This window comes from Streptomyces sp. E-08 (genome assembly GCF_049913095.1).
Classification (GTDB): Bacteria; Actinomycetota; Actinomycetes; order Streptomycetales; family Streptomycetaceae; genus Streptomyces.
This window is the reverse complement of the sequence record NZ_CP183971.1, coordinates 3,512,380-3,537,189: the sequence shown is the minus strand read 5'-3', so window position 1 is coordinate 3,537,189 and position 24,810 is coordinate 3,512,380. Positions and strand designations below refer to the sequence as shown.

The following is a 24,810-nucleotide window of genomic DNA, read 5'->3' as shown; positions in this document are numbered from 1 at the left end:
CATCGGTACGAAGGTGACGTAACGGCCAGGCCTAGGATTCCAGGGTGCTGACGTACCGAAGGACCCTCGCCGCCTCGACGCTCGCCGTCGCCGCGCTCCTCACCACCGCCTGCACCCCCGGAACAGGCGGTCCGGGGGACGGGGGCGGCGCGGGCGGGAGGCCCGCCGCACGCGGTACGGCGCTCGCCGCCGTGGACACCCTCACCGTCAAGGGCCGCGCCCCGAAGACCGGCTACGAGCGGGAGAAGTTCGGCCGCGCCTGGGTGGACGTCGACGGGAACGGCTGCGGCACCCGCGACGACATACTCAAGCGCGACCTGACCGGCGTCCGCTTCACGGACGGCCACTGCAAGGTCGCCTCCGGCACCCTCACCGACGACCCGTACACCGGCACCACCGTCCGCTACGTGCGGGGCCGCTCCAAGGTCGACATCGACCACGTCGTCGCGCTCTCCGACGCCTGGCAGAAGGGGGCGCAGAAGTGGGACGGCGAGACCCGGCGCCGCTTCGCCAACGACCCGCTCAACCTCCTCGCCGTCGACTCCGCGACCAACCGCCGCAAGTCCGACGGCGACGCGGCGACCTGGCTGCCGCCGAACGGTGCCTACCGCTGCACGTACGTGGCGCGGCAGATCGCGGTGAAGAAGAAGTACGGGGTGTGGGTGACGGCAGGGGAGCGGGACGCGATGAAGAGGGTCCTCGGGGCCTGCCCGCAGCAGAAGCTCCCGTAGTGCGCGGACCTGGCGAAAAATCGTTTGGGCGGCAGGTGAACGATCTTTAACCTGGCCGAATGGACCTGAACATATCGACCCTCGCCGAACGACCCGAGCTCGAAGGGGCGATGTGGTCCATGAAGGACCTCTGGCCCGAGTTCATGATGTACGACCCGGTCGGCTGGGCCAACATGGGCCGCATCGTCCGGGACTTCCCGGAGTTCGTGCTCGTCGCCACCGACGCCAAGGGCGCGGTCGTCGCCCGCGGCTTCAGCGTGCCCTTCCGCCTCGACGTCGAGGGCCGCCGTGAGCTGCCCGCCCGCGGCTGGGACGAGGTCCTCAACTGGGCCTTCTCCGACCTGCGGCACGGCCGGGAGGCCGACACCGTGAGCGCGATCGAGATCACCGTCGACCTCGGCCACCTCGGCAAGGGCATCTCCCACACGATGCTCGCCGCCATGCGGTCGAACGCCGGCGCGCGCGGTTTCGCCGAGCTGGTCGCCCCGGTCCGCCCCAACGGCAAGCACCTGGAGGCCGAGGCCTCCATCCACGAGTACGCCTTCCGCACGCGCGAGGCCGACGGCCTGCCGCACGACCCGTGGCTCCGCGTCCATGTGCGCGCGGGCGGCGTCATCGAGGCGGTGGCCCCGGCCTCGATGACGGTCTCCGGCTCCGTCGAGCAGTGGCGGGAGTGGACCGGCCTGCCCTTCGACACGGACGGACCGGTCGAGGTCCCGGGCGCGCTGGTCCCGGTCCACTGCGAGGCCACGCGCGGCTACGCGGTCTACGTGGAGCCCAACGTGTGGGTACGGCACCGCATCTGACGCACCGGCGAGAGGCGGGTGCGGGTCGCGCCTGGCGTTCCGGCGAGAGGCGGGTGCGGCTCGCGCCTGGCTTTCCGGTGAGAGGCGCGTGCGGGGCCGCATCTGACGTACGGGTGAGGCGCGTGCGGGGCCGTATCTGACGTACGGGTGAGGCGTGTGCGGGCCCGGGGCGTGCGTGAGGTATCGCGTCCGGCATGCCCGTGAGACGCGCGTGAGGGGGCCGTTCCCCGGTGACGGCCCCCTCACGCGTGTCCTGTCGCACCCCGCGGTCAGTCGGCGGCGACGACGTCCTTCGCCGCCGGGACCGTCGCCACGACCGGCCGGCCGTACTTCGAGAAGGTGATCGTCCCCGGCTCCTCGCCGCCCTTCGTGACGATCCTCAGCACGTGGGGAGTGCCCTCCGTGGCCACGTAGACCGTGCTGCTCTCGCCGTCCTCGCCCGGCTCCGTCAGGGCCAGCGCCCGCTGCCCGCCGACGGTGGTCTCGGTGCCCTTCACGATGCCGCCCGCCCCCGGCTCGAAGCCGCCGAGGAGTTCCTTCAGGTCGCAGAGCGCCAGCATGTCCCTGCTGTCGGGGTCGGAGACGGGCGACTTCATCCAGCGGCCCCTGAGGGCGTCGAGGGTGGCCTCCTGCGTCTCGGGACTCTCGTCCTTGACCTGCTCGCGCAGGAAGGCCTCGTCGAAGCGCAGGTAGACGTTCTCGTCGTCGGCCTTGACCAGTTCGGCGGTGTCGGCCGTGCCCATGGTCAGGGTGCCCGCGCACCTCCCCCGGTCGTCGAGGGCGAGATAGCCCTTCGTCGGCTCGTCGGGGGACCGCAGGTCGATGTCGACGGTCAGGGACTTCGCGGCCCGCGTCGCGGCGAAGGCCTTGTCGACGATCTGTGAACCGGTCAGCTCCCCGAAGGGCCCGGCCGGCCTCGCGTCGTCCGAGGAGGGGCCGCAGGCGGTGGCGCAGAGGGCGGCGGTGCCCAGGAGGACGGCGGCGACGGCGGTCCGGCGGGGACGGCGGGGGGAGCGGCGGCGGGGGGCGGCGTGCATGGCGGAGTCTCCGAGAGGGGGGCGTACGAGCGGTGGGGCCCCGAAGGGCCCCGTCCACGAGGTGGTTCGTCCGGCAGGGTCAGCCGACCTTCAGCTCCCACTGGGAGGCGTTGTAGTCGAAGCCCGGGTTGACCTCGACGGTCAGGTTCTTGGCGTCCTTCGGGGTGTCGAAGGCGAGGGTGACGGTGGCCTTCTTGCCGGGCAGGATGTTGCCCTGGAAGCCCGTGCCGACCTTCTCGTCGAAGATCTGCTCGGCCGTGACGCCGTTCTTGCCGGCGCGCCCGGTCAGGGTGACGAGCGTGGCGTCGAACTTCTTCTTGCCGCCGTTCTCGATGACCACGGTCACCTGGTAGGCCTTGTTGCCCTGGGTGTGGCCGGCCGCGAACTCGCTCGGGGAGTACGCCTTCGGGTCCGAGACCGTCACCTTCAGGTCGTCGTCGTAGACCGAGGTGTCGCCGTCCGCGAGGTTCTTGGCGGCCGGGTCCTTCGGGGCCGCGTCCTTGACCGCCTTGTCGATCTCGTCGACCGCGTCGCTGACGGCCGTGAACGTGATGACCGCGCCGACGACCGAGAGGATCAGGGCCGCGAGGCCCAGGATCGCTCCGGTGAGCGCCACTCCCTTGTTGTTCGCCTCGCGGCGCTTCACGCGGCCCTTGCCGACGAGGCCCAGGATCAGGGCGATCAGGCCGAGGATGCCGGCCAGCCAGAAGAAGAGCGGGATGAGCCCGGAGAGCGTGCCGATGATGCCGAGGATCAGGGCCGCGGTGCCGAGGCCGTTGCGCATGACCTGCGGGGCGGCGGCAGGCGGGACCTGGGTGTCGTACGACATGGGTGTGTCCTCCCGGACGGAGACGATGTCTGGTGCGATGGGTCAATCACAGCAGAGGCTGTGAACCGAGTCAACATGGTTCACGGAAAAGAGGTCTACTCACACTGTGAAGTGGTACAGCGTGCGTTCGTCGCTAGGATTGGTGTCACAGCCAGAGGGCGAACAGGGGAGTTGGGTCACGTGCCGGAGAACGCAGCAGAGGCAGGTGCGGAGCACACGGGTGGCGCGGCGGACGGCGCGGGCGCCGCGGCACAGGGCGCAGGCGCTCCGGCGGAGGGCACGGGCGCTCCGGCGGACAGCACCGCCGGCACCGCCGAGGTGACCGCCGCCGGGATCGCCCGGCTCGCCGGGGTGGGCCGGGCCGCCGTCAGCAACTGGCGCCGCCGTCACCCCGACTTCCCCAAGCCCGTCGGCGGTACGGAGACCAGCCCGTCCTTCGCCCTCGCGGACGTCGAGCGGTGGCTCCGCGCCCAGGGCAAGCTCGCCGAGGTCCCGCTCAAGGAGCGCGTCTGGCAGCAGATCGCGGGCCACCCCGCCGGCGCCGTCACCGCCCTCGTCCACGCCGGCTGCGCCCTCCTCCTCGTACGGGACCGGTCCGCGGCCTGGCCCACGCTGGCCGAGCTGCCCGACGAGCGGCTCGCGGAGGTGCTGCCCGTCGCCCTGGAGGAGACGCTCACCGAGCGCCTCGGCCCGGAGCGGGCCGTCCTCACCCCCACCACCCCCGCGCTCGCCGCCTCCGTCCCGCTCCTGCGCGGGGCCGCCGAGCTCGCGGCCGAGGCCGGGGTCCGCCCGGCCTTCGAGTTCCTCCTCGGCCGTCACCTCGACGCCAACCCCCGGCAGTACACGCTCACCCCGCCCGGCCCCGCCGCCCTCATGGCGGCGCTCGCCGCGACCCCGAGGACGGGGCGCGGCGGCGTCCCGCTCACCGTCCTCGACCCCGCCTCCGGGACCGGCGGCCTGCTGAGCGCGGTCGAGCGGCCCGGCGCCGTCTGCGGCCAGGACGCCGACCCCGACCTCGCCGCGCTCACCGCCCTCCGCCTGGCGCTCGCCAACGACGCCGACATCCGCGTCCGCTCCGGCGACAGCCTGCGCGCCGACGCCTTCCCGACGCTCGCGGCGGACGCGGTCCTGTGCCACCCGCCGTTCAACGAGCGGAACTGGGGCCACGACGAACTGGCCTACGACCCGCGCTGGGAGTACGGCTTCCCGGCCCGCACGGAGTCCGAACTCGCCTGGGTCCAGCACGCCCTGGCCCGCCTCCGCCCCGGCGGCACCGCCGTCCTCCTCATGCCGCCCGCCGCCGCCTCGCGACGCTCCGGCCGCCGCATCCGCGCCGACCTGCTCCGCCGCGGCGCGCTGCGCGCGGTCGTCGCCCTCCCGGCCGGCGCCGCCCCGCCGTACGGCATCCCGCTCCACCTCTGGGTGCTGCGCCGCCCCGCCCAGGGCGAGCGCCCCGCCGCCGAACTCCTCCTCGTCGACGCCGCCTCCGAGCAGGCGGGACCCGGGAGGGAGGGCCGCGACCGGCTCGACTGGCCGGCCGTCCACTCCGCCGTACTGGACGCCTGGACGCCCTTCGACCGAGACGGCACCCTCGCCGGGACGCCCGGTGCGAGCCGTTCCGTGCCGGTCATCGAGCTCCTCGACGACGACGTCGACCTCGCCCCCGCCCGGCACCTCCCGCCGCCCGCCGCCGCCGAGGGAGCGGTCCAGCTGACCGGCGTGCGCGAGAGGCTGACGGAGACGCTCGCCCGGACCCGTGAACTGACCCCGCCGCCCGTCGTCGACCCGGCCTCCGGCGGCGCCGGGCCCGGCCGGCCCACGACCACCGTCGGCGAACTCGCCCGTGCCGGAGCCCTGGCCCTGCGCGCGGGAGGCGCGGGCACCGCCCCCGCCTCCGCCCCGGTCGCCGTCCTCACCGACCACGACGTCCTCGCCGCCCAGCCGCCCTCCGGCTCGCTGCCCGACGGCCCGCCCGAGGAGCCGGTCCTCATCACCGCCGGGGACGTCGTCGTCCCCGTCCTCGGCGGCGTCACGGCCGTCCGGGTCGTCGACGCGTCCGCCGCGGGCGCCGCGCTCGGCCGCAACCTCCAGCTGCTCCGCCCCGATCCGGCGGCCCTCGACCCCTGGTTCCTGGCCGGTTTCCTGCGGGCGACCGCCAACACCCGGCAGGCCAGCAGCTACGCCTCCACCGCGACCCGGCTCGACGTGCGCCGCCTCCAGCTGCCGCGCCTGCCCCTGGCCGAACAGCGCCGGTTCGGCGAGCGGTTCCGGGCGCTCGCGGAGTTCGAGGAGTCGCTGCGCCTGGCCGCCCGTCTCGGCGACCAACTGGTCCAGGGCCTGTACGACGGTCTGGCGGACGGCACGGTGGCCCCGTAGGGCCGCTTCCGCGGCCGTGGGTGATCTGTTCGGCAACGGTTCCGGGTATCCCGGAACCGTTGTCCGTATCGGTGTATACGCTCGTCTCCGCACCCGATCCGTCCGAGCAGGAGCAGCAGGATGTACGGCCCGCCGCAGGCCCCGCAGGTTCCCCAGCCGTCGAAGAGCCCCGTCTCCGGTGGCCGGATCGCGCTGCTCGTCCTCTTCTCCGCCCTCTCCCTGATGAGCTGCGGCTTCCTGGCGTGGGCGCCGATGCTCCGGCTGGCGATCGTCACCCGCAGGACGCTGGACTGGGTGCTGTTCGGTGCGACGTTCCTGGTGGCGGCGGGCCTCTTCACGTACGCGGGCGTCACCGGCGACGAGGAGGCCACCACCGTGGAGTCCTTCGTCGCCGTCGGCGTCATGGTGCTCCTGGTGGCGGGCTCGATCTCGTACTACCTGGTGACCGAGATCCGGAACCTCGACCGGGCGGGCGCGGCTTCCGCGTTCCGTCCGGGGTACGACCACGCCGCCGCCGTCACGGTCCCGAGCGCCGTCGCCGACCTGGCCCCGATCCCGAACCCGTACGCCCGCCCGGTCGTTCCGCCGCCCGCCGTCCCCGTGCAGCAGCCGCAGCCGCCCGTCGCGCCCGGGCCCCGGATCGACCAGGTCCGCGCCGAGCTCGACGAGCTGAGCGACCTGCTCAGGAAGGACACCGGGAACGCCGGGAACGCCGGGAACACCGGGAACACCGGGAACGCCGGGGAAGGCGCGGGCGGCAGGTGAACGGGCGCGTCATCGGCGGGCGTTACGAGCTCGCCACCGTCATCGGCCAGGGCGGGATGGGCCAGGTGTGGACGGCCTACGACGGGCGCCTCGACCGCAGGGTCGCGGTGAAGCTGCTCCGGCCCGCCACCATGACCGGACCCGCCACCGCCGCCGAGGAGCTGCGCCGCCGCTTCGTGCGCGAGTGCCGGGTGACCGCGCAGGTCGACCACCCCGGCCTGGTGACCGTGCACGACGCGGGCAGTGACGGCGACGACCTCTACCTCGTCATGCAGTACGTGGAGGGGGCGGACCTCGCCGACCACCTGGCCGAGCACGACCCGTACCCCTGGGAGTGGGCGGTCTGCGTGGCCGCGCAGCTCTGCGCGGTGCTCGCCGCCGTGCACGCGGTGCCGATCGTGCACCGCGACCTCAAGCCGCGGAACGTGATGATCCGCCCGGACGGGGCGCTGACCGTCCTCGACCTGGGCGTCGCCTCCGTCCTGGACACCGACACCACCCGGCTCACGCAGACCGGTTCGCCCATCGGCAGCCCGGCGTACATGGCGCCCGAGCAGGCCATGGGCGGCGCCGTCGGCCCGTCCACCGACCTGTACGCGCTGGGCGTCCTGCTCCACGAACTCCTCAGCGGGAACGTGCCTTTCGCCGGATCCACCGCGCTCGGCGTGCTGCACCGGCACCTGTACGAGCCGCCCGCGCCGCTCCGGCAGCTGCGGCCGGAGATCCCCGAGGCGCTCGAGGCGCTGGTCCTGCGGCTGCTCGCCAAGGACCCGCAGGCGCGCCCGTCCGGCGCCCACGAGGCGTACGAGCACCTCCTGCCGCTGCTCCCCGCGCGCGGGGCCCCGGCGGGTCCGATGAACCCGACCCGCCCGTTCCTGCGCCCGCACGCGCCCTGGCCGGACCGGGCGACGGTGAAGACCGTCCACGTGCCTCCGGTCCCGCCGGTTCCCCCCGCCCGGGGGGCCGATCCCCGGACCGATCCCCGGGTGTACGCGCACGGGGCGCCGCCCGCGCGTCCCGACGTGGCCGCGGCCGTCGACGAGGTGAAGCGGCTGCTCGGGGAGGGCTCGCTCACGCAGGCCGTGGACCTGCTCGGCTCGATCCTGCCCGCCGCGGCGGCCGAGCACGGAGAGCGGTCGCCGGTCGTCCGCATCCTGCGCAAGCAGTACGCGTCGACGCTGATGGACGACGGCCAGTACCGGCGCGCGCTGCCGGAGCTGCGCCGGCTCGCGGAGGACCGGGGTGCGGAGGCGGGCCCGGCGGACCCGCAGTTCCTGCAGTTCCGCTACGACGCGGCCCTGTGCCTGGAGCAGTTGGGGGAGACGGCGGCCGCGCTCGGGGAGTTCCGCTCGGTCCTGCCGTACTACGAGCGGGACCTGGCGCGGGCCTTCGACATCCGGCAGAGGATCGGGCTGCTGCTCCTGGCGGCGGGTGAGCACGCGGCCGGGCAGGACGAGCTCCAGCGGCTGCTGTTCGACGCGGAGCGCGCGTACGGGCCTTATCACCCGCTTCCGGTGGACCTGCGGCGCGCGCTGGACCACCAGCGGCAGTTGGGGCCGCGGCCCTGAGGGGGGCCGGGGCGGCGTACCTGATCGTGCCCCTGACGGGGCGGCAGGATCACGACTCGACAACTGATCGCCCAGTGGATCTTCATGATCCTCTTTGACCGTTTTGGTGCATGTAACGTTCGCGTCTGATCATGTCCGCGTCTCCCAAGGAATCCCCATGACGACGCCCCCCGCTCCCTTCTCCCCCGAGCAGCAGCAGCCCGCCGCCCCCGCCAAGAAGGGTGGCGCCCTCCTCAAGAAGGTCGGCGGCATCGTCGTGGCGATCGTCGTGGCCCTCGCGGTGAAGCTCGGCCTCCCGTACCTCACGGGCGACGCCCCGGTGCACGCCGAGGCCGGCGAGTGCGTCACGGTCAGCGGCCCCGACAACGACCCGAAGGTCGACACCGCGGACTGCTCCTCCGGCAAGACCGACCTCTACAAGGTCGTCAAGGTCGTCGACGACACCTTCGACGTCGAGAAGTGCGCCGACGCGAGCGAGATCGCGCTCGCGCAGCAGCTGGAGTCGGACAAGTTCGTCCTCTGCCTCGACAAGGTCGCCAAGTAAGCCCCCGGCACCCCGAGAAGGGCCGGAACCCGACGGGTTCCGGCCCTTCTCGCTGTCCTACGGCGACCCCACCGGCCGGGGCGACGTGACGGACGGGGCGGCCGGCGGAGCCGGGGCCGGTGTCGGCACCGGAGGCGCACCGGTGCGGGCGGGGGTACGGGCGGGCAGCACCGGGTCCGGGGTCGCAGGCCCGTCCGGGAGCAGCGTCAGGACGCACACGGCGGCCACCGCGGCGGCCGCCCCGAGCACCACCGACGCGACCGCGCGGACCCGGTGCGTCCCCCAGCGGCGCCCCTGCGGAGGTGCGGCGCGGCGCAGGTCGCGGTAGGTGACGAGGTCGGCGCGGGCGGCCAGGGCGGCGCGCAGCCGTTCCTCCACGGGCGAGGTCATCGGTCCGCCTCCGCTCTCTTCTCCAGCTTTCGCTCCAGGGCGTCGAGGGCGCGGCTCGCGGTGGACTTCACCGTGCCGCGCGAGAGCCCGAGCGTCTGCGCGATCTGCGCCTCCGTCAGCTCCGACCAGTACCGCAGCACCAGCACCTCGCGCTGCCGGCGCGTCAGCTCCCCGAGGGCGTCCAGCACGTGCCGGTGCTCCTCGGCGAGCAGCAGCCCCTCGTCGACAGGGGCCCCGGAGCCCGGGTGGGGCGGGGTGTACGCGCGCGCGGTGCGGCGCCGGCGCAGCACGGAGCGGGCCGCGTTGACGACGGCGGTGTGCAGGTACGCCCCCGGGTCCTGGAGCCCGTCCAAGGAGGTCCCGTAGGTGCGGCACACGGCGGCGAACGCGTCCTGCACGACGTCCTCGGCGGTCGGCAGGTCGTCCACGAGGAAGACCGCGAGCCGCACCATGTCGAGCCGCCGGGCCCGGTAGAGCTCGGTGAGGGTGGGTGCGGGCCCGTCGCCGCCGTACGGGGCGCCGACGACGCGCAGAGGGCGTTCCCGTACCGGCGCGCGCTCGTCCCGGGCCGCGCGGGACACGCGCGCGAGCAGCCGCGACCACCAGGGCGGCGCCAGGGGCAGGGGGAGGGCGTACGGCATGGGCCTCGATCCGTCGGGCGGGGGTCGGGGTCGGGGTGGGAGTGCAGGTGGGAGCCGGGACGGGAGGGCGAGCGGGCGGGCCCGGGGTTCGGGCCCGCCCGCTCGCCCGGCGCGGCTACTTGCCGGGCGCGATCACGCGGGGCGCGTCACCGGCGGGCGCGGGCGCGGGCGCGGACACGGGCTTCGGCGCGGCGGGCGCGGGGACCGGCCGCGGCGCGGTGCCCGGCTTCGACGCGGGCGCGGGGACGGGTGCGGGCACGGTCACGACCTTCGGCGCGGCCGGGGCGGGCGCCGGCCGGGGCGCGTCGGCCTCGGGCGCGGCGGGCCCGGTCACCGGCTTCGGCGCGGTCACGACCTTCGGGGCCGCGGCCGGCTGCGGCGCGGTCACGGGCTTCGGCGCGGCGTCGGGAGCGGTCGGCGCGGCCGGAACCGGCTTCGGGCCCGAGTCGGCGAAGGCCTGCGCGGCGAATCCGCCGCCGAGGAGCAGCGCGGCACCGGCGACGGCGCCCAGGAGTCGGGGGCTGCGGGGCCGGAGGCTCCGCCTGGCGTGGCTGGACATGGGTTCTCCCGAGGAATGTCGGAAACACGGTCTGGAACATCAGCTGAAGGGCGCCTTCAACCCACCAGACGTGCGGCACCGCCCGAGGTTGCGAACCGGGTCCGGGGAATTTTCCCCGACAACGAAGAAACGAGAGGGAACACACACCTCTCGCACTTTCAACATATAGCGCACAGGGGGGCTTGCGGCAAGGCCCCCCTCGTGGCGCAGAATCGCACCTCGAAAGCCAGAAGCTGAGAAAGCGGGAAATTCACCACATGACGTCCCTTATTGCCGGTGTGTTCGACCTCTCCGGCAACCTCGCCCCCAAGGCCGACCCGGCGCTCATCGCCGCGGACGAGCAGCACTTCGCGGACATCGCCCGGTGCCTCGACGAGACGATCGCCGAACTGTCCGAGCGGCTCGACGCCGAGCGGAAGGCGCCCGGCGGCGTCGGCCGGGAGGCGATGGACCGGGACGCGGAGATCCACCGGCTGAGCGGGCGCCTGCGGACGCTGCGCCGCTTCGGCCTGGACCTGTGCCTGGGGCGCGTGGTCGGTACGGCCGACCCCGAGCCCGTGTACATCGGGCGCCTCGGCCTCACCGACAGCACCGGCCGCCGGCTGCTCATCGACTGGCGTTCCCCGGCCGCGGAGCCGTTCTTCGCGGCGACGCACGCGACCCCGATGGATCTGGCGAGCCGCCGCCGCTACCGCTGGTCCGGCGGCCGGATCACCGACTACTGGGACGAGGTGTTCACCGCCGAGGGCCTCGAAGGGCACGCCGCGCTCGACGACCAGTCCGCGTTCATCGCGAGCCTGGGCGGCAACCGCTCGCCCCGGATGCGGGACGTGCTGGCGACGATCCAGTCCGACCAGGACGCGATCATCCGCGCGGGTTCGCGGGGCGCGCTCGTCGTCGACGGCGGCCCGGGTACGGGAAAGACGGTCGTCGCGCTGCACCGCACCGCGCACCTCCTCTACGCGGACCCGAGGCTCGGGCACCGCCGGGGCGGCGTGCTGTTCGTCGGCCCGCACCAGCCGTACCTGAACTACGTCGCCGACGTCCTGCCCAGCCTGGGCGAGGAGGGCGTACGGACCTGCACCGTCCGGGACCTGGTCGCCGAGGGCGCGAAGGCTCCGGCGGAGGCCGATCCGGAGGTGGCCCGCCTGAAGTCCTCCGCGGACATGGTGCGGGCGATCGAGAAGGCCGTGGCGTTCTACGAGGAGCCGCCCACCGAGGGGATGACCGTCTCGACGCACTGGTCGGACATCCGGCTGACCGCGGCGGACTGGGCGGAGGCCTTCGACGCGGCGGAGCCGGGGACCCCGCACAACGAGGCGCGCGAGCAGATCTGGGAGCACCTGGTCTCGATCCTCTTCGACAAGTACGACGGCGAGGAGGTCCCGGAGGCGCAGTTCCGCAAGTCGCTGCGTCTGGACCGGGAGCTGACCGGGGCGCTGAACGGCGCGTGGCCGATGCTGGAGGCGTCCGACCTCGTCGGCGACCTGTGGACGGTCCCCGCGTACCTGCGGATGTGCGCGCCCTGGCTGACGCCCGACGAGGTGCGGGCGCTGCGGCGGGCCGACGGACAGGCGTGGACGGTCTCGGACCTGCCGCTCCTGGACGCGGCCCGGCAGCGGCTCGGCGACCCGCGGACGGCGCGGCTCAAGCTGAGGCGCAAGGCCACCGCCGCCGCCGAACGCGAGCGCATGGCCGGGGTCATCGACAGCATCATCGCGGCCGACCCCGACGGCGAGGGCGCGGTCACGATGCTGCACGGCAAGGACCTCCAGGAGAGCCTGGTCGACGAGAACGCCCTGCCGACGGCCGAACTGGAGCCGCTGGACGGGCCGTTCGCGCACGTCGTGGTGGACGAGGCGCAGGAGCTGACCGACGCGGAGTGGCAGATGCTGCTGCTGCGCTGCCCGTCCCGCAGCTTCACGATCGTCGGCGACCGCGCCCAGGCGCGGCACGGCTTCACCGAGACGTGGCGGGAGCGTCTGGAGCGGGTCGGGTTCGACCGGATCGACCTGACGTCCCTGAGCGTCAACTACCGCACGCCGGAAGAGGTGATGGCGGAGGCGGAGCCGGTCATCCGCGCCGCGCTGCCGGACGCCAACGTGCCGACGTCGATCCGCAGCAACGGCATCCCGGTCACGCACGGGACGGCCGCGGACCTGGACGGGATCCTCGACGGCTGGCTGGCCGGGAACGCCGAGGGCGTCGCCTGCGTCATCGGCGCCCCGGCCTTCCGCGAGCGCCCGCGCGTCCGCTCGCTCACCCCGTCCCTCTCGAAGGGCCTGGAGTTCGACCTGGTGATCCTGGTCGATCCGGAGTCCTTCGGCGAGGGCATCGAGGGCGCGGTCGACCGGTACGTGGCGATGACCCGGGCGACCCAGCGGCTGGTGATCCTCACGTCCTGACGGGCGCTCCGTGAAAAGGAAATGAGCGCCGGAAGGCTCTGTTGCTACGGTGACCGGATGGCATCGATCAAGGAAATCCAGGTCACCATCGACTGCGCGGAGCCCGGGCGCCTCGCCGAGTTCTGGTGCGAGGTGCTGGGGTACGTCGTCCCGCCGGTCCCCGAGGGGTTCGCCACCTGGGCGGAGTACCACCGGTCGCTGCCGGCCGAGGAGCGGCCCGTGTACTTCGCGTGCTCCGACCCCACGGGCGCCGGCCCGCGCGTGCTCTTCCAGCGCGTCCCCGAGGGCAAGGCCGTCAAGAACCGGGTGCACATCGACGTGCGGGCCGGCAAGGGCCTCGTGGGCGAGGAGCGCCTGACCACGCTGGAGGCCGAGTGCGCACGGCTGGTCAAGCTCGGCGCGGTCCACCTGCAGACGCTGTACGCCGACGGCGAGAACGAGTCCTGCATCAACATGCAGGACATCGAGGGCAACGAGTTCTGCCTCGACTGACCTCTGCCCGACGGCGCGAACGGCCTCCGCCCGTGAAGGGCGGAGGCCGTTCGGATGCGGCCATCCGGTGTGCTGGTTACGCTGGTTGTACGGCCTGTCTACTCGGGCGTCCTGAACTTCCTTCTTGAGGAAGGTGACGCTCACGTCGGCGACTCGGTCGTCTCCTTCGTCCCGATGGGCGGTGCCGACATCCACGACTACGCCGAGCCCGAGTGCCAGCTGCTCAACGAGCCCGCCGTCGTGGTGGCCCCCGCCAACATGAGCCTCGCCGCCGGCGAGCCCGGTTCTGCACCTGTGAAGGGCGTTCAGGCGGTTCGGGGTTCGCGCTTCATCGCCCACAGGACCGGGCCGCCGCCCGGCAGGGTGAACTCGGCGCGGACCTTGAAGCCGAAGTGCTCGTACACCGGCAGGTTGTCCGGCTTGGAGGACTCCAGGTAGACCGGGAGGCCCGCCGCGTCCGCCTTCGCGAGGCCGGAGCGGAGGAGGGCCGAGCCGTGGCCCTGGCCCCGGGCGGCCGGGTCGGCGCCTATGACGGCGAGGTACCAGTGGGGTTCGGTCGGCCCGTGCTCGGCGGCCGCCATGACGGCCTCCCGGAAGGCCGGGGCGCGGTCGCCGAGGATCTCCACGAGTTCCTGGATGGTCTCCGCGTCGGGCACGGCCTTGTCCGCGCCCTCGGGCGACACCCAGAACGCCGCGGCGGACGCGGTCCGCTCGCAGACGCCGTGGAGGCCGTACTGCCGGGTGAAGAGGGTCGTGAAGTAGCGGCCGAGATCCGCCTCGCGGGAGGTCTCGTCGGGGAAGAACCACTGCATCATCGGGTCGTCGCCGAAGGCGGAGGCCAGGGTGCGGCTGACCGCCCGAGCGTCGTCGATCGTGGCCGGTTCAGGTGCGTTTGCCAGGGTCATACGGGTCATTCTGCACCCGTGATGATCTTGGTCGGGGGGTGGGGGTCGCTCCGTGTCCCCGCCCCTGGTCAGGCGGCCTTCGGCTGTGTACGGAGCAGGCGGACCGCCGCCGTGGCCGGCAGGGCGATGCTCAGGGTGAGGATGACGAGGAGCTCCACGACGCCGAGGCGGGCGGCGAGGAGGAGGAAGCCGAGCGCGATCACGACCAGGGGCGCGAGGGTGAGGGTGGTGGCCAGGACCTTGGTGGCCCGGTCCCATGTGCCGGACGTCCACAGCAGGCCGAGGCCCGCGATGATCGCGGCCAGGCCGATGAAGGGGGCGGCGAAGACCGCGATGCTGCTGATGCCGAGCAGGACGGCCGTGACGATCGTCCGCGTCCGGGGCTGCGTCCGCGGAGCCGCGACGGCCGCCGTCGGGGCCTCCGGCTCCTCCGCGCGGGCGGCCGCCACGATGGCGGAGGGGCTGCCGAGCCGTTCGAGGGCCGCGCGGACGGCCTCCGGGTCGTCCTCCTCGCCGACGGCGACCGCGAGGTGTTCGCGCAGGTCGGCGAGGAGTTCTTCGCGGCGTCCCGAGGGCAGGAAGGATGCCTCGCGCTCGATCGTGGCCAGGTAGTCGGTCACGAGGGGGTGTTCGGTGCCGGTCATGCGGAGCCTCCGTGGGGTGCGGTCAGGAAGTGGTCGACGCCGTCGCGGAAGCGCGGCCAGCTCTCGGCGAACTCGGTGAGCGCGGTCCTGCCGGGCGCGGTGAGCGTGTAGTAGCGGCGGGCGGGGCCGGTGGCCGACTCGCGGAGCTCGGTGTCGACGAGTCCGTCGCGGCGAAGCCGGGACAGCAAGGGGTAGATCGTTCCCTGGCTGGTGGTCATGACGCTGACCGCGGCCAGCTCGTCGAGGATCTCGACGCCGTAGCGCGGACCGTCGCGCAGCAGGGCGAGGACGCAGTACTCCAACACGCCCTTGCGCAGCTGGCTGGCGACCTTTCCGGCCGCCTCGGATCTTGCTTCGCCAGGAACCATGTAATGCAAGATACCCCCGGGAGTGCCGCCGATCAACGGCGAACCACGTGCGACGATGCCCGGATGCGAGAACCGCGTGGACTGAGCGAGCTGACCGAGGTCGAGGATCCGGCGTGGCCGCGCCTCGAAGAGGAACTGCGGGCCGCGAAGGTGCCCGTCGAGGTGCTGGACGCCGATCCCGGGCGGGCGGCGGCCACGCTCCTGCGGATGCAGGTCACCGTCCGCTCGTACCTGGGGGCGTTCGCGCTGCACACCGGCGGGGCGCTCGTCGACGACGGCTGGCTGCGGGTCTACGGCAGCCCGGCCGCCCACAACGACCGCCGGCTGCCCGGCCTCGCCCGGATCAACGACTGCCCCGACGACCCCGGCACCGCATGGCGCCCCGCCGCCGGACTCGTCGTCGCGCACGACGTGCTCGGCGGGACCTTCGCCGTCCAGGGCGGTACGGAGGAGGAGACCGGGCTGCCGGGCCGGCCCGGCGAGATGGTCTACTTCGCGCCCGACTCGCTGCGCTGGGACGCGATCGGCGCCGGCTACGGCGCCTGGCTGTCGTGGCTGCTCGCCGGCGGGACCGAGGAGTTCTACGAGGGGCTGCGCTGGCCCGGCTGGCGCGACGAGGTGCCCGGACTCACCGGCGGGGAGGGCCTCTCCCTCTACCCGCCCCTGTGGTCCGCCGAGGCGCACCAGGACCTGGCCGGGACCAGTCGCGCGGTCGTCCCCCTGGAGGAGCTGCTCGGGTTCGGCCGCGAGACGGCCCTGGGCCTGGACGGCACCGACCCGGGCTTCCTCGGGACCCCGTGACGCCCCCGTAGGGGCGTCTACCGGCGGTGCGCCCTCGCGAGCGCCTGCTTCCGCAGGTCCAGCAGGGCGGCGAGCTCGTCGCCGTAGCCCGCGCCCAGTCTCCTCTCGGCGTCCTTCTGCGCCACCGTGACGACGGCGGTGAGTCCGGCCCCGGCCTGGCAGTCCGCGTCCGCCCTGGACAGCTTCAGTTCGACTCCGGCGACGGCGTGCACCGCGGCCGGGTCCCGGCCGGCCTTCCGGAGGTCCTTGTCGATCCTGGCCTGCGGATCGCCGAACGCCTTCGCCTCGGCTCCCGCCTCCTTCATGCAGGTGCTCCAGGAGGCCTGCGCGGCGAGGTACCGGCGGTCGGCCCGCACGCGGTCGACCACCGCGTCGCCCAGCACCTGGAAGGTGTTGTAGAGCCGGTAGTAATCCGGCCCGAAGAGACGGGACTTGGCGTCGCTGACGCAGGAGTCCGACTGGTAGAAGAACTCCCGCTTCATCGGCATCGCCAGGTTCACGCGGTGCGCCGGGGTGCCGAGCAGGGCCTTCCTCCAGCGCTCGTTCGCGCCCTCGGCGGCGTTGACGTCCGCCGGCGGTCGCATCGAGAGGGCGGTGCTCGTGATGCCGTAGCCGTCGTTCACCGCCTGCGCGACGCCGAGCAGTCCGAACGGATTGATGTCGGAGAGGTGGTCCCCGGTGGCCAGCGGCTGCGGGCGGTACGTGAAGCCGCGCCGCTTCATGCAGGCGGCGACGAGCTCCTCCTCCGCCGCGTGCAGCGCCAGGCGCTCCGGCTCGGGGTAGTGGGTGACGCCCTGGAAGGGGCGAGGGGCGGGGAGTGGCGCCGGGCCGGGTGCGGCGGTGCCGCCGGACGTCGAGCATCCGGCGGCACCGAGACCCAGAAGCAGCGCCACGGCTGCGGTGCGTCTCCTGGAGCTCATGGTTCTAGTACGTGCACCACTTGTTGGAGCCGATCGTGCTCAGGTTGTCGCCGATGTCGTAGAAGCCGGTGCCGCGGTCCAGCCTCCAGCCGGTACCGCGGTAGCCCGTCTCCTTCCACATCGTCACGTTGCAGCTGTTGCCGTTGTTCCAGGCCGAGCCGTGCAGCGCGTTGTTGAAGTTCTGGTAGCCGGTGAGGTCGTAGTTGTCCTGGTAGACGGTCTGGACGCTGCCCGTCCAGCCGGTGGTCCAGTACACGCACAGCCCGCCGCTGGCGCAGCCCGCCGGGGCGGCGTTCGCGGCCGGCGCGACGGCGGCGGCGCCGAGGGCGACGCCGGCGGCCATGCCGAGGGCGACGAGGGATCGCTTGAGGTTCACGAGGTGCTCTCCGTTTCTCATGGACCGGGTCTCCGGTTCGGCATGAGGCTGTCAGGGGCGGCCAACGGAAGGTCAAGGAGTGATCAACACCCCTTCAATGAGGGAGAGTTGAAGCGCAGGTCAGGATGGTGTGAGTGCGCCACGCCGATCGGGAAACCCGGCGACAAACGCGTTCGCGCCGCTGCATTCTGGCCACCGAAGGAAGATCGACGGGGGGCGTGCGATGTGGTCAGTGGTGTCGGCGGGGGAACTGCCCGCGCGGGAACGTTTCGACTGGTTCGCGGACGTGATCACGCGGGAGGTGATGCCCACCGCGCTCAGCGTCGAGCGGCCCGCCGACTTCCAGGCCGACGCGGCCGTCCTGGACCTCAGGACCGTCCGCGTCGCCCGGTTCTCCTTCTCGCCCCTGCGGTCGCGCCGTACGCCCGCGCTGATCCGCCGCGGCGACCCGGAGCAGTACCAGCTGGGGCTGATGCGGCGGGGCGCCACCGTCCTGTCCCAGCACCGCAACGACTGCAGCGTCGGGGCCGGGGACCTGGTCTTCTGGGACACCTCGCGGCCCTCCGACGCGGCCATGCCCACCGACTCGGGGCCGGTGCAGCTGACCATGCTCCAGCTTCCGCGCGACGTCCTGCCCCTGCGCCCCCGCCGGATCGACCGGCTGCTCGGCAGCCGCATCCCCGGCGGGCACGGCCTCGGTGCGGTCCTCGCCTCGTTCCTCGGCTCCCTGGAGGGCCACGCCGGCCAGTGCGCGCCCGAGGACCTGCCGCGGCTCGGCGCCGTCGTCGTCGACCTCGTCGCCGCCTGCCTCGCCCAGAACCTCGACGCCGAGGAGCAGCTCCCCGCCGAGGCCCGCTCGCGGGCCCTGATCCAGCGGATCCACACCTTCGTCGACGCGCACCTCGGCGACCCCGACCTCACTCCGGCCGCCGTGGCCGCCGCCCACCACGTCTCGGTACGGAGCCTCCACCAGCTGTTCCAGACGTACGGGGACGGGGAGACCGTCCAGGTCCGGATCCGGCGCCGCCGTCTCGAACGGTGCCGCGACGACCTCGCCCGCCCCGAGCTCCTCCGGCACCCCGTGCAGGCCATCGCCGCGCGCCGGGGGTTCAGCGGCCCGGCCGTCTTCAGCCGTGCCTTCCGTGCGGCGTACGGACTCAGCCCCACCGAGTTCCGCGCGCTGAGCGTCAAGGAGGCCCGCGCCGGGCGCACAGCGGGACGGGCGGGGCGTTCCTAGGCTCGGAGCCGTCCGGCAGGCTTCGGGAAGGACGGGGGAGGGACCACAATGAACGGCGACAACGGCCAAGGGATCTGGGACTTCGACGCGTGAACACGGAAACGGAACAGGGCGGCCTCGCGACCGTGCGGACGGGGCGGCTCGACCTCGTGCCCCTCGCCGTCGCGCACGCCGGCGAGATGGCCGGGGTCCTCGCCGACCCCGCCCTGCACACCTTCATCGGCGGCGCCCCGCTGACCGCGCCCGAGCTGCGGGCGCGGTACGAGCGGCTGGCCGCCGGGTCGCCCGACCCGGCGGTCGTCTGGTGCAACTGGGTGGTGCGGGTCCGCGCCGGGGGCCGGCTCGCCGGGACCGTGCAGGCGACGGTCACCGACGGCGGGCGGACCGCGGAGGTCGCCTGGGTGATCGGGACGGAGTGGCAGGGGCGGGGAATCGCCCGGGAGGCGGCCGGGGCGCTCGTCGGCCTGCTCGCCGAGCGGGGCGTGCGTACGGTCGTCGCCCACGTCCACCCGGACCACGCGGCCTCCGCCGCCGTCGCCCGCGCGGCCGGCCTGGCACCGACGGACCAGGAACAGGACGGCGAGGTCCGCTGGGAGCTCAGGCCGTGAGCGCGGAGACGTTTCTCTTCCGCTTCGTGGACGGCGAGTTCGCCGCGCTGGACGTCGAGCGGTTCCGCCGGGTGGTCGAGCCGTACGTGGTGGCGGGCGCGCCGGACCTCGGCGAGGTCCACCTGCGCGCGGAGGACGGGGGCGAGGCGGAGTTCCACGTCCGCACCGCAGAGCCCGGAGGGGTGACGTCCCTGACGGCGATGCACATCTCGGGCGGCGCCATGCTCGACGTGGTCACCCGCGTCGCCGACGCCCTCGGGGCCGTCATCCTCCCTGTGGGCGGCCCCGTGGAGATCCTTCACGAGGACCAGCGGCGCCACCTTCCGCCGGAGCTCCGGGACGAGGCGGTCGTCCGCCTCTGACGCTTCCCACGGCCACCCCCAGGAGCCCCAGCACCGCCGCCGTCCCCGCTGCCAGGCCCGCCCGCAGGCCCGGCGGGCGGAAGGTGCAGGAGACCTCGCCGCGGGCCGGGACGGCGAGGAGACCGGCGTACGGGACGGGGTCGGCGCCCTCGCAGTGCCAGCCCGCGATGCGCGGGGCCGCCACGACCGCCGTGCCCGTGGCGCCCGGCGGGAGCGTGGCCCGGATGCCGTCCGGGGTGACCCGGACCGAGGTCGCCGCGCGGGCCCGGAGCGCCGTCACCGCCGTGCGGAGGCGGTCGTGGTCCAGGCAGCCGAGTTCGCCGGGCCCCGGGAGGTCCGGTCGCAGGCCGGGCACCCGCTGGAAGCCCAGCGAGGTCAGGGCCGCGCGGCGCTTCGGGGTGCCCCCGAGGAGCCGGACCGGGGCGCCTTCGCCCAGCCGGGCCGTGCCCGTGGTGTCGGGGGCCCAGAGGAAGACCTCCGTGCCGACCGGGCACGCGCCCGCGTGCGGGGACGCGTAGACCCGGGCACCGAGCAGGAGTTCCTGGTTGCGGAAGGGCGAGGGGCCGTAGACCGGCGGCGGGCCCGGGGGCCGTACCGTCACCAGGGGGAGACGGACGTCCGTACGGACCACCTCGCCGCCCCGCCACCGCGCCCCCACCCCGAACAGCGCGTCCGTCACCGGGTTGTCCAGGCTCAGCAGGTTCCGGCCGCGCGAGGTCCAGCCGCCGCCCAGCGCCGCCAGGGTCTCCGTCAGGACCGCCGGGGTGTGGCTGCTGTAGTACGCGGCGCCCTGGCCGCCCAGGAGCAGGGGATCGTTGCCCGCGACCCGGGGCAGCCCGGCGTCGGTGCGGTACGCGGGCCAGCCGTCGGCCCCCGCCAGGGCCGCCGCCCGCCGCTCGTGCTCCGCGCCCCACGGCGGGTAGTCGTCGAGCCGGGCGAGCCGCTCCCGGTCCGCGTACGCCGTCGTCGCCGCCGCCTGTCCCAGCAGGGTGCCGGTGACGAGGAGCGCGGCGAGGAGCCCGTACCGGCCCCGGCGGGGCAGCAGCAGGGCGCCCGCCACCGCCGCGAGGCCCGCGCCCGCGAGGAGCAGCGCCCACGGGGTGAGGAGGGCGCTCGGCAGGGCCCCGGCCGTGAGGGCGAGGACGACCGCCGCCCCGCCGAGGAGCGACCTCCGGTCCGGCGGGCCGTGCGCGAGGCCCGTCCAGGCGGCGAGGACGAGGACGCCGGACAGCACGAAGGTCTGGCGGTACGGGCTGCCGTTCGGGGTGGCGAAGACGTGCCAGACGAGGTGCGTCGGGCCCCACTGCATCGACATCGCGACCGCCGCGCACAGCCCGCCCCACAGCCACCGCTCCCGGCCCGGCGCGTCCCGGCGGAAGAGCAGCGCCCCCGCGAGCAGCGGCACCGCCGTGCAGACGAAGGCCGCCGGGGTCGCGAAGCTGTACGTCACCGGGAGCAGCCGTGCCAGCACGTCCGGGCCGGCCGCCGGGGCGAAGTCCCGGACCACGCCCGGGTAGGCGTGCCGGGAGCCGAGGAGGACCGGGACCAGGACGGGGGCCGCGAGGCCGACGCCGAGCGCCGTCGTCAGCGCCGCCCGGAGCAGCGTCCGCCACCGGAAGGAGTCCGTGACCGCCAGGCGGACCAGGAGCACCAGGGCGGCGCCGAGGGTCGCCATGTACGCCGTGTAGAAGTTCGCGAACCAGCAGACCGCCACGACCAGGGGGCCCAGGAGCGGCCGCCGGCCCTCCCGTGCCCATTCGCCCACCAGACAGAGCAGCGGGAAGGCGATCAGGCCGTCCAGCCACATCGGGTTGTACGTGCCCTCCGCGAGCGACCAGCCGCACAGCGCGTACGCGGCGCCCAGGACCGAGGCCCACCACCACACGCCCGCCGGCCCCAGGCGCCGGAGCAGGAACGTCATCGCCGCCGCCGCGACCGCCGTCTTCAGGACGGTGACCGCGTACACCGCGTACTCGATGTCGCCGCGCGGGAAGAGCGCGACCAGGGGGGCGAAGGGGCTCGACAGGTAGGTGCCGTAGTCGGGCAGGAAGCTCGTGCCCCAGCCGCCCTGCCAGTCGAGGAGGAGCCCGCCGTCCGCCCGGCCCCGCAGCAGGTCCCACAGGTGCGCGTGGAACGGCACGAACTGGTTGGCGAGGTCGTTGACGGCCCGGTGGCGCGGCCCGAAGGGGAACACCCGGGCGACGGCGTCCCCGCCGCAGACGGCGACGGCGGACAGGACGGCGGCGAGCAGGTACGAGCGTGTGGTGTGCGAACGCGTGGTCTTCGGCATGACGGATCGAATATGACAGCGAACGATCGGGAAGTGACGGGTCCGGCGGGCCAGTTCACGCGATGGTCGCCTGAAGGTCATCCCGCCGGACCGGCGGGGACACCGGGCTCCGTTGTCGTGGTCGGCGTGCTGCTCTCGATCGTCGTCCCCTGCTTCAACGAGGAGGACGTCCTCGCCCGCTTCCACGACCACGTGACCGCCGAGCTCGACCGTCTCGACGGAGAGTTCGAGCTCGTCTACGTGGACGACGGAAGCCGGGACGGGACCCTCCCGCTCCTCCGTGAACTCGCCGGACACGACCCGGACCGGGTCCGCTACCTCTCCTTCAGTCGCAACTTCGGCAAGGAGGCCGCGATGCTCGCCGGGCTCCGGCACGCCGCCGGCGACGCGGTCGTGATCATGGACGCCGACCTCCAGCACCCGCCGGAGCTCGTGCACCGCATGGTCGCCCTGCACGCCGAGGGGTACGACCAGGTCGTCGCCCGCCGCACCCGGGAGGGCGACCGGGTCACCCGTACCCTCACCGCCCGCCTCTACTACCGGGCGATCAACCGGCTCGTCGACGTCGAGCTCGTCGACGGCGTCGGCGACTTCCGGCTCCTGTCGCGGCGCACCGTCGACGCGGTCCTCGGCCTCGGCGAGTACAACCGCTTCTCCAAGGGCCTCTTCTCCTGGGTCGGCTTCCGCACCACGACGTTCTCCTACGAGAACGCCGTCCGCGAGGAGGGCCGCTCCAAGTGGACCTTCGGCAAGCTCCTCAACTACGGCCTCGACGGGCTCCTCTCCTTCAACAACAAGCCCCTGCGGGCCGCCGTCCACCTCGGCCTCCTCCTCACCGTCGTCGCCCTCGGGTACGCGGCCTGGATCGTCGGCGACGCCCTGGTCAACGGCGTCGACACCCCCGGCTACGTCACCCTCCTCGTCGCCGTCACCGCCCTCGCGGGCGTGCAGATGGTGATGGCCGGACTGATCGGCGAATACGTCGGACGCATCTACTACGAGGTGAAGCGACGCCCGCACTACCTGCTCAAGGAGACGAACACGCGTCCAGAGTCGGCCCTGGTGCGGGCCGACACCCCGGTGACGGGTGAGTCGTTGTGGGAAACAGTCGCTCCGAAGTAGTGGCTCCGGCCCCGGCGACTCCCTACCATCGATCACCGCAAGGTCGTTCAACTGACGCACGACCAGCCCGGGAGGCTCCTTTGCACCGCCGCACTGCGCTCACCGTGTCCGCCGCGCTCCTCGCCGCGGCCCCCCTGCTCACCGCCTGCGGCAGTGACGCCCACCCAGGAGCGGCGGCCGTCGTCGGCGGCGAACGGATCGAGGTCTCCAGCCTCCAGGCACAGGTCGCGGACGTGCGGTCCGCGCAGGCCGCCTCGCCCCAGTCGGCCCAGCTGGTCGCGGCCACCGGCGACCTCGGCCGCCGCAAGCTCAACGTCATGATCTTCGACCGGGTCGTCGACAAGGTCGCCCGGGACAACGGCGTCGAAGCCACCCGCGCCGAGCTCCAGCAGACCAGGGCCTCCTTCGTCCAGCAGGCCGGCGGCGAGGACCAGCTCAAGGCCGTCCTCCTCCAGGAGCAGGGCGTGGCGCCCGGCCAGATCGACGACTTCGTCCGCCGCAACGTCCTCATGAACAAGATCGCCGAGAAGCTGGGCGTCTCCGACGACGCGGCGGGCCAGAAGAAGCTGACGGACGTCTTCTCCGCCGCCTCCAAGGACCTCGGCGTCGACGTGAACCCGCGCTACGGCCGCTGGGACGACACCCAGGTGAGGCTCGACACCGGCTACGCCGGCGGCCCCTGGCTCCGGCAGATCAGCCAGGACCCGGCCGCCGTCCCGTCGGGGGCGTGAGTCCGGGTAGGTTCGAGGGGTGACATCTGAGAGCCCCGGCCGCATCGTCCTGCTCACCGCCAGCCACCGCGTGGCACCCGGACTCCTGTCCTGGCCCGCCTGGCAGGCGCTGCACGGCGCCGACCGGGTGCTCTGCCCCGACGAGGACCACCCCCAGCTGCCGTACCTGCGGGAGGCCGGCGTCTCCGTCGAGCACGTCCGGCCCACCGCCGAGGAGCTCGTCGAGGCCTGCGCCGGGGGCCGCACGGTCCTCCTGCTGCCCTCCGGCGAGGGCGACCGGGCGCTGACCGACGGCCTCGCCCGGCTCGCCGGCTCCGGCCGCGTGTCCATGCCCGACCTGGAGCTGCTGCCCGGCTCGTACGACCTGCCGGGCGCCCGCCTCCTCGACCTCGTGCAGATCATGGACCGGGTCCGCCGCGAGTGCCCCTGGACCTCGCTGCAGACGCACCGGGGGCTCGCCAAGTACGCCATCGAGGAGGCGTACGAGCTCGTCGAGGCAATCGAGGAGGGCGACCGGCGGGAGCTGCGCGAGGAGCTCGGGGACGTCCTGCTCCAGGTCGTCTTCCACGCCCGGATCGCCGAGGAGGACCCGGAGGAGCCCTTCTCCGTGGACGACGTCGCCGGGACCCTCGTCGAGAAGCTGATCCACCGGCACCCGCACGTCTTCGGGGACGCGACCGCCCAGACGCCCGAGGACGTCCAGGCGCACTGGCAGCGCACCAAGGCCGTGGAGAAGCAGCGGGAGTCCGTGACGGACGGCGTGCCGCTCGGGCAGCCGGGCCTCGCGCTGGCCGCGAAGCTCGCGGGGCGGGTCCGCACGGCGGGCCTCGACGTGAAGCTCCCGGGGGGCGAGGGCATCGGGTACGAACTGCTCGCCCTCGCGGCCCGCGCGGAGGCCTCCGGCGTGGACCCGGAGGCTGCGCTGCGGGCGGCGGCGAAGACGTACCGGGACGCGATCCGCTCGGCGGAGGGCCTGACGTGAGCGGCACGCCGACCGTGAGCGAGCCGGGCGCGCACGCGCCGGACCCGGCCGAGGCGGCCGCGGGTGTGCCGGACCGGACCGCGCTGGACCCGGCCGAGGCGGCCGCGGGTGCGGTGGGGGGTTCGAAGAAGCCGGCGCGGAAGTCGTCCTCCGACGACATGCCGCCCGCCATGATGGCCATGATGGTCGCGGTCTTCGCCTGGGAGACCGTGAGCGACGGGCACCCGGTCTGGATACGGTGCGGCGCGGCGCTGTTCACCCTGCTGGGCGCCGTGGAGCTGGTACGGGTCGTGCGGCGGCGCCGCGCGCGGCGCTGACGCA

27 protein-coding genes are annotated in these 24,810 nt (G+C 73.9%); 16 read left to right on the top strand and 11 right to left on the bottom strand.

Annotation, left to right across the window (positions count from 1 at the left end; all coding sequences use genetic code 11):
• The first annotated feature begins 44 nt into the window (after positions 1-44).
• Both ACN9MM_RS16060 and ACN9MM_RS16055 read left to right on the top strand, forming a co-directional pair.
• The gene (locus ACN9MM_RS16060) at positions 45-731 is read left to right on the top strand and encodes an HNH endonuclease family protein (RefSeq protein ID WP_426364269.1); all 687 of its coding nucleotides are present in this window, start codon (positions 45-47) and stop codon (positions 729-731) included.
• 59 nt (positions 732-790) lie between these two features.
• Positions 791-1,537, top strand: coding sequence for an N-acetyltransferase (locus ACN9MM_RS16055; protein WP_426364268.1), 747 nt, complete (start codon positions 791-793; stop codon positions 1,535-1,537).
• Positions 1,538-1,806: 269 nt separating this feature from the next.
• Here the strand turns inward: ACN9MM_RS16055 and ACN9MM_RS16050 are convergent, their stop codons facing one another.
• Together ACN9MM_RS16050 and ACN9MM_RS16045 are read right to left on the bottom strand one after the other, a co-directional pair.
• Entirely contained in the window at positions 1,807-2,574 is a 768-nt protein-coding gene (locus ACN9MM_RS16050) for a hypothetical protein (protein WP_426364267.1), read from the bottom strand.
• Positions 2,575-2,653: 79 nt separating this feature from the next.
• On the bottom strand, positions 2,654-3,403 hold the full coding sequence (locus ACN9MM_RS16045; protein WP_426364266.1) for a DUF4190 domain-containing protein: 750 nt from the start codon (positions 3,401-3,403) through the stop codon (positions 2,654-2,656).
• A gap of 318 nt (positions 3,404-3,721) precedes the next feature.
• Between ACN9MM_RS16045 and ACN9MM_RS16040 the strand changes: the two genes are divergently transcribed.
• The 4 genes from ACN9MM_RS16040 to ACN9MM_RS16025 all read left to right on the top strand — a co-directional run bounded on the left by ACN9MM_RS16040 (position 3,722) and on the right by ACN9MM_RS16025 (position 8,656).
• Entirely contained in the window at positions 3,722-5,779 is a 2,058-nt protein-coding gene (locus ACN9MM_RS16040) for an N-6 DNA methylase (protein WP_426368752.1), read from the top strand.
• 120 nt (positions 5,780-5,899) lie between these two features.
• Complete coding sequence (locus ACN9MM_RS16035; RefSeq protein WP_426364265.1) at positions 5,900-6,544, top strand: hypothetical protein; 645 nt, start codon at positions 5,900-5,902, stop codon at positions 6,542-6,544.
• On the top strand, positions 6,541-8,112 hold the full coding sequence (locus ACN9MM_RS16030) for a protein kinase domain-containing protein (protein WP_426364264.1): 1,572 nt from the start codon (positions 6,541-6,543) through the stop codon (positions 8,110-8,112). Before ACN9MM_RS16035 ends, ACN9MM_RS16030 begins: the two co-directional genes overlap by 4 nt.
• Positions 8,113-8,269: 157 nt before the next feature.
• Positions 8,270-8,656: an LppU/SCO3897 family protein gene (locus ACN9MM_RS16025; protein ID WP_382873779.1), complete on the top strand. Its 387-nt coding sequence runs from the start codon at positions 8,270-8,272 to the stop codon at positions 8,654-8,656.
• Between the two features lie 57 nt (positions 8,657-8,713).
• On the opposite strand, the gene ACN9MM_RS16020 is transcribed toward ACN9MM_RS16025, so the two are convergent.
• The 3 genes from ACN9MM_RS16020 to ACN9MM_RS16010 all read right to left on the bottom strand — a co-directional run bounded on the left by ACN9MM_RS16020 (position 8,714) and on the right by ACN9MM_RS16010 (position 10,246).
• The gene (locus ACN9MM_RS16020) at positions 8,714-9,046 is read right to left on the bottom strand and encodes a hypothetical protein (protein ID WP_426364263.1); all 333 of its coding nucleotides are present in this window, start codon (positions 9,044-9,046) and stop codon (positions 8,714-8,716) included.
• Positions 9,043-9,687 (bottom strand): RNA polymerase sigma factor, encoded by a 645-nt coding sequence (locus ACN9MM_RS16015; protein WP_426364262.1) that lies wholly within the window; start codon positions 9,685-9,687, stop codon positions 9,043-9,045. Before ACN9MM_RS16015 ends, ACN9MM_RS16020 begins: the two co-directional genes overlap by 4 nt.
• A gap of 115 nt (positions 9,688-9,802) precedes the next feature.
• On the bottom strand, positions 9,803-10,246 hold the full coding sequence (locus ACN9MM_RS16010) for a hypothetical protein (RefSeq protein WP_426364261.1): 444 nt from the start codon (positions 10,244-10,246) through the stop codon (positions 9,803-9,805).
• Between the two features lie 257 nt (positions 10,247-10,503).
• Between ACN9MM_RS16010 and helR the strand changes: the two genes are divergently transcribed.
• Positions 10,504-12,651, top strand: a complete 2,148-nt coding sequence (gene helR / locus ACN9MM_RS16005; RefSeq protein WP_426364260.1) for an RNA polymerase recycling motor ATPase HelR — start codon at positions 10,504-10,506, stop codon at positions 12,649-12,651.
• 57 nt (positions 12,652-12,708) lie between these two features.
• Positions 12,709-13,143: a VOC family protein gene (locus ACN9MM_RS16000; RefSeq protein WP_426364259.1), complete on the top strand. Its 435-nt coding sequence runs from the start codon at positions 12,709-12,711 to the stop codon at positions 13,141-13,143.
• 305 nt (positions 13,144-13,448) lie between these two features.
• Here the strand turns inward: ACN9MM_RS16000 and ACN9MM_RS15995 are convergent, their stop codons facing one another.
• From ACN9MM_RS15995 to ACN9MM_RS15985, 3 genes are read right to left on the bottom strand one after another with little or no spacing between them, the layout of a single operon-like run.
• Positions 13,449-14,057, bottom strand: coding sequence for a GNAT family N-acetyltransferase (locus ACN9MM_RS15995; protein ID WP_426364258.1), 609 nt, complete (start codon positions 14,055-14,057; stop codon positions 13,449-13,451).
• Between the two features lie 59 nt (positions 14,058-14,116).
• Entirely contained in the window at positions 14,117-14,692 is a 576-nt protein-coding gene (locus ACN9MM_RS15990) for an HAAS signaling domain-containing protein (protein ID WP_426364257.1), read from the bottom strand.
• Positions 14,689-15,060 (bottom strand): PadR family transcriptional regulator, encoded by a 372-nt coding sequence (locus ACN9MM_RS15985; protein WP_093875740.1) that lies wholly within the window; start codon positions 15,058-15,060, stop codon positions 14,689-14,691. Before ACN9MM_RS15985 ends, ACN9MM_RS15990 begins: the two co-directional genes overlap by 4 nt.
• Before the next feature lie 63 nt (positions 15,061-15,123).
• Between ACN9MM_RS15985 and ACN9MM_RS15980 the strand changes: the two genes are divergently transcribed.
• Positions 15,124-15,861, top strand: coding sequence for a DUF2625 domain-containing protein (locus ACN9MM_RS15980; RefSeq protein WP_426364256.1), 738 nt, complete (start codon positions 15,124-15,126; stop codon positions 15,859-15,861).
• A 17-nt stretch (positions 15,862-15,878) separates the two neighbouring features.
• Here the strand turns inward: ACN9MM_RS15980 and ACN9MM_RS15975 are convergent, their stop codons facing one another.
• Both ACN9MM_RS15975 and ACN9MM_RS15970 read right to left on the bottom strand, forming a co-directional pair.
• Positions 15,879-16,781, bottom strand: coding sequence for a hypothetical protein (locus ACN9MM_RS15975; protein ID WP_426364255.1), 903 nt, complete (start codon positions 16,779-16,781; stop codon positions 15,879-15,881).
• Positions 16,782-16,785: 4 nt separating this feature from the next.
• On the bottom strand, positions 16,786-17,157 hold the full coding sequence (locus ACN9MM_RS15970; protein WP_426364254.1) for a peptidase inhibitor family I36 protein: 372 nt from the start codon (positions 17,155-17,157) through the stop codon (positions 16,786-16,788).
• A gap of 223 nt (positions 17,158-17,380) precedes the next feature.
• Between ACN9MM_RS15970 and ACN9MM_RS15965 the strand changes: the two genes are divergently transcribed.
• The 3 genes from ACN9MM_RS15965 to ACN9MM_RS15955 all read left to right on the top strand — a co-directional run bounded on the left by ACN9MM_RS15965 (position 17,381) and on the right by ACN9MM_RS15955 (position 19,364).
• Positions 17,381-18,394, top strand: coding sequence for an AraC family transcriptional regulator (locus tag ACN9MM_RS15965; protein WP_426364253.1), 1,014 nt, complete (start codon positions 17,381-17,383; stop codon positions 18,392-18,394).
• Between the two features lie 89 nt (positions 18,395-18,483).
• The gene (locus ACN9MM_RS15960; protein WP_426364252.1) at positions 18,484-19,002 is read left to right on the top strand and encodes a GNAT family N-acetyltransferase; all 519 of its coding nucleotides are present in this window, start codon (positions 18,484-18,486) and stop codon (positions 19,000-19,002) included.
• Entirely contained in the window at positions 18,999-19,364 is a 366-nt protein-coding gene (locus tag ACN9MM_RS15955) for a hypothetical protein (RefSeq protein WP_426364251.1), read from the top strand. The genes ACN9MM_RS15960 and ACN9MM_RS15955 overlap by 4 nt, the downstream gene beginning before the upstream one ends.
• Here the strand turns inward: ACN9MM_RS15955 and ACN9MM_RS15950 are convergent.
• The gene (locus tag ACN9MM_RS15950; RefSeq protein ID WP_426364250.1) at positions 19,267-21,654 is read right to left on the bottom strand and encodes a YfhO family protein; all 2,388 of its coding nucleotides are present in this window, start codon (positions 21,652-21,654) and stop codon (positions 19,267-19,269) included. The two genes, ACN9MM_RS15955 and ACN9MM_RS15950, sit on opposite strands and share 98 nt — an antisense overlap.
• A gap of 126 nt (positions 21,655-21,780) precedes the next feature.
• Here ACN9MM_RS15950 and ACN9MM_RS15945 point away from each other — a divergent pair, with 126 nt between their 5' ends.
• The 4 genes from ACN9MM_RS15945 to ACN9MM_RS15930 all read left to right on the top strand — a co-directional run bounded on the left by ACN9MM_RS15945 (position 21,781) and on the right by ACN9MM_RS15930 (position 24,806).
• Positions 21,781-22,776, top strand: coding sequence for a glycosyltransferase family 2 protein (locus tag ACN9MM_RS15945; protein WP_426364249.1), 996 nt, complete (start codon positions 21,781-21,783; stop codon positions 22,774-22,776).
• Positions 22,777-22,856: 80 nt separating this feature from the next.
• The gene (locus ACN9MM_RS15940; RefSeq protein ID WP_382870501.1) at positions 22,857-23,507 is read left to right on the top strand and encodes a SurA N-terminal domain-containing protein; all 651 of its coding nucleotides are present in this window, start codon (positions 22,857-22,859) and stop codon (positions 23,505-23,507) included.
• 19 nt (positions 23,508-23,526) lie between these two features.
• Positions 23,527-24,489, top strand: a complete 963-nt coding sequence (locus tag ACN9MM_RS15935) for a nucleoside triphosphate pyrophosphohydrolase (RefSeq protein WP_426364248.1) — start codon at positions 23,527-23,529, stop codon at positions 24,487-24,489.
• Positions 24,486-24,806 carry a hypothetical protein gene (locus ACN9MM_RS15930; protein ID WP_426364247.1) on the top strand — a complete coding sequence of 107 codons (321 nt, stop codon included), beginning with the start codon at positions 24,486-24,488 and terminating at the stop codon, positions 24,804-24,806. Before ACN9MM_RS15935 ends, ACN9MM_RS15930 begins: the two co-directional genes overlap by 4 nt.
• Positions 24,807-24,810: the final 4 nt, after the last annotated feature.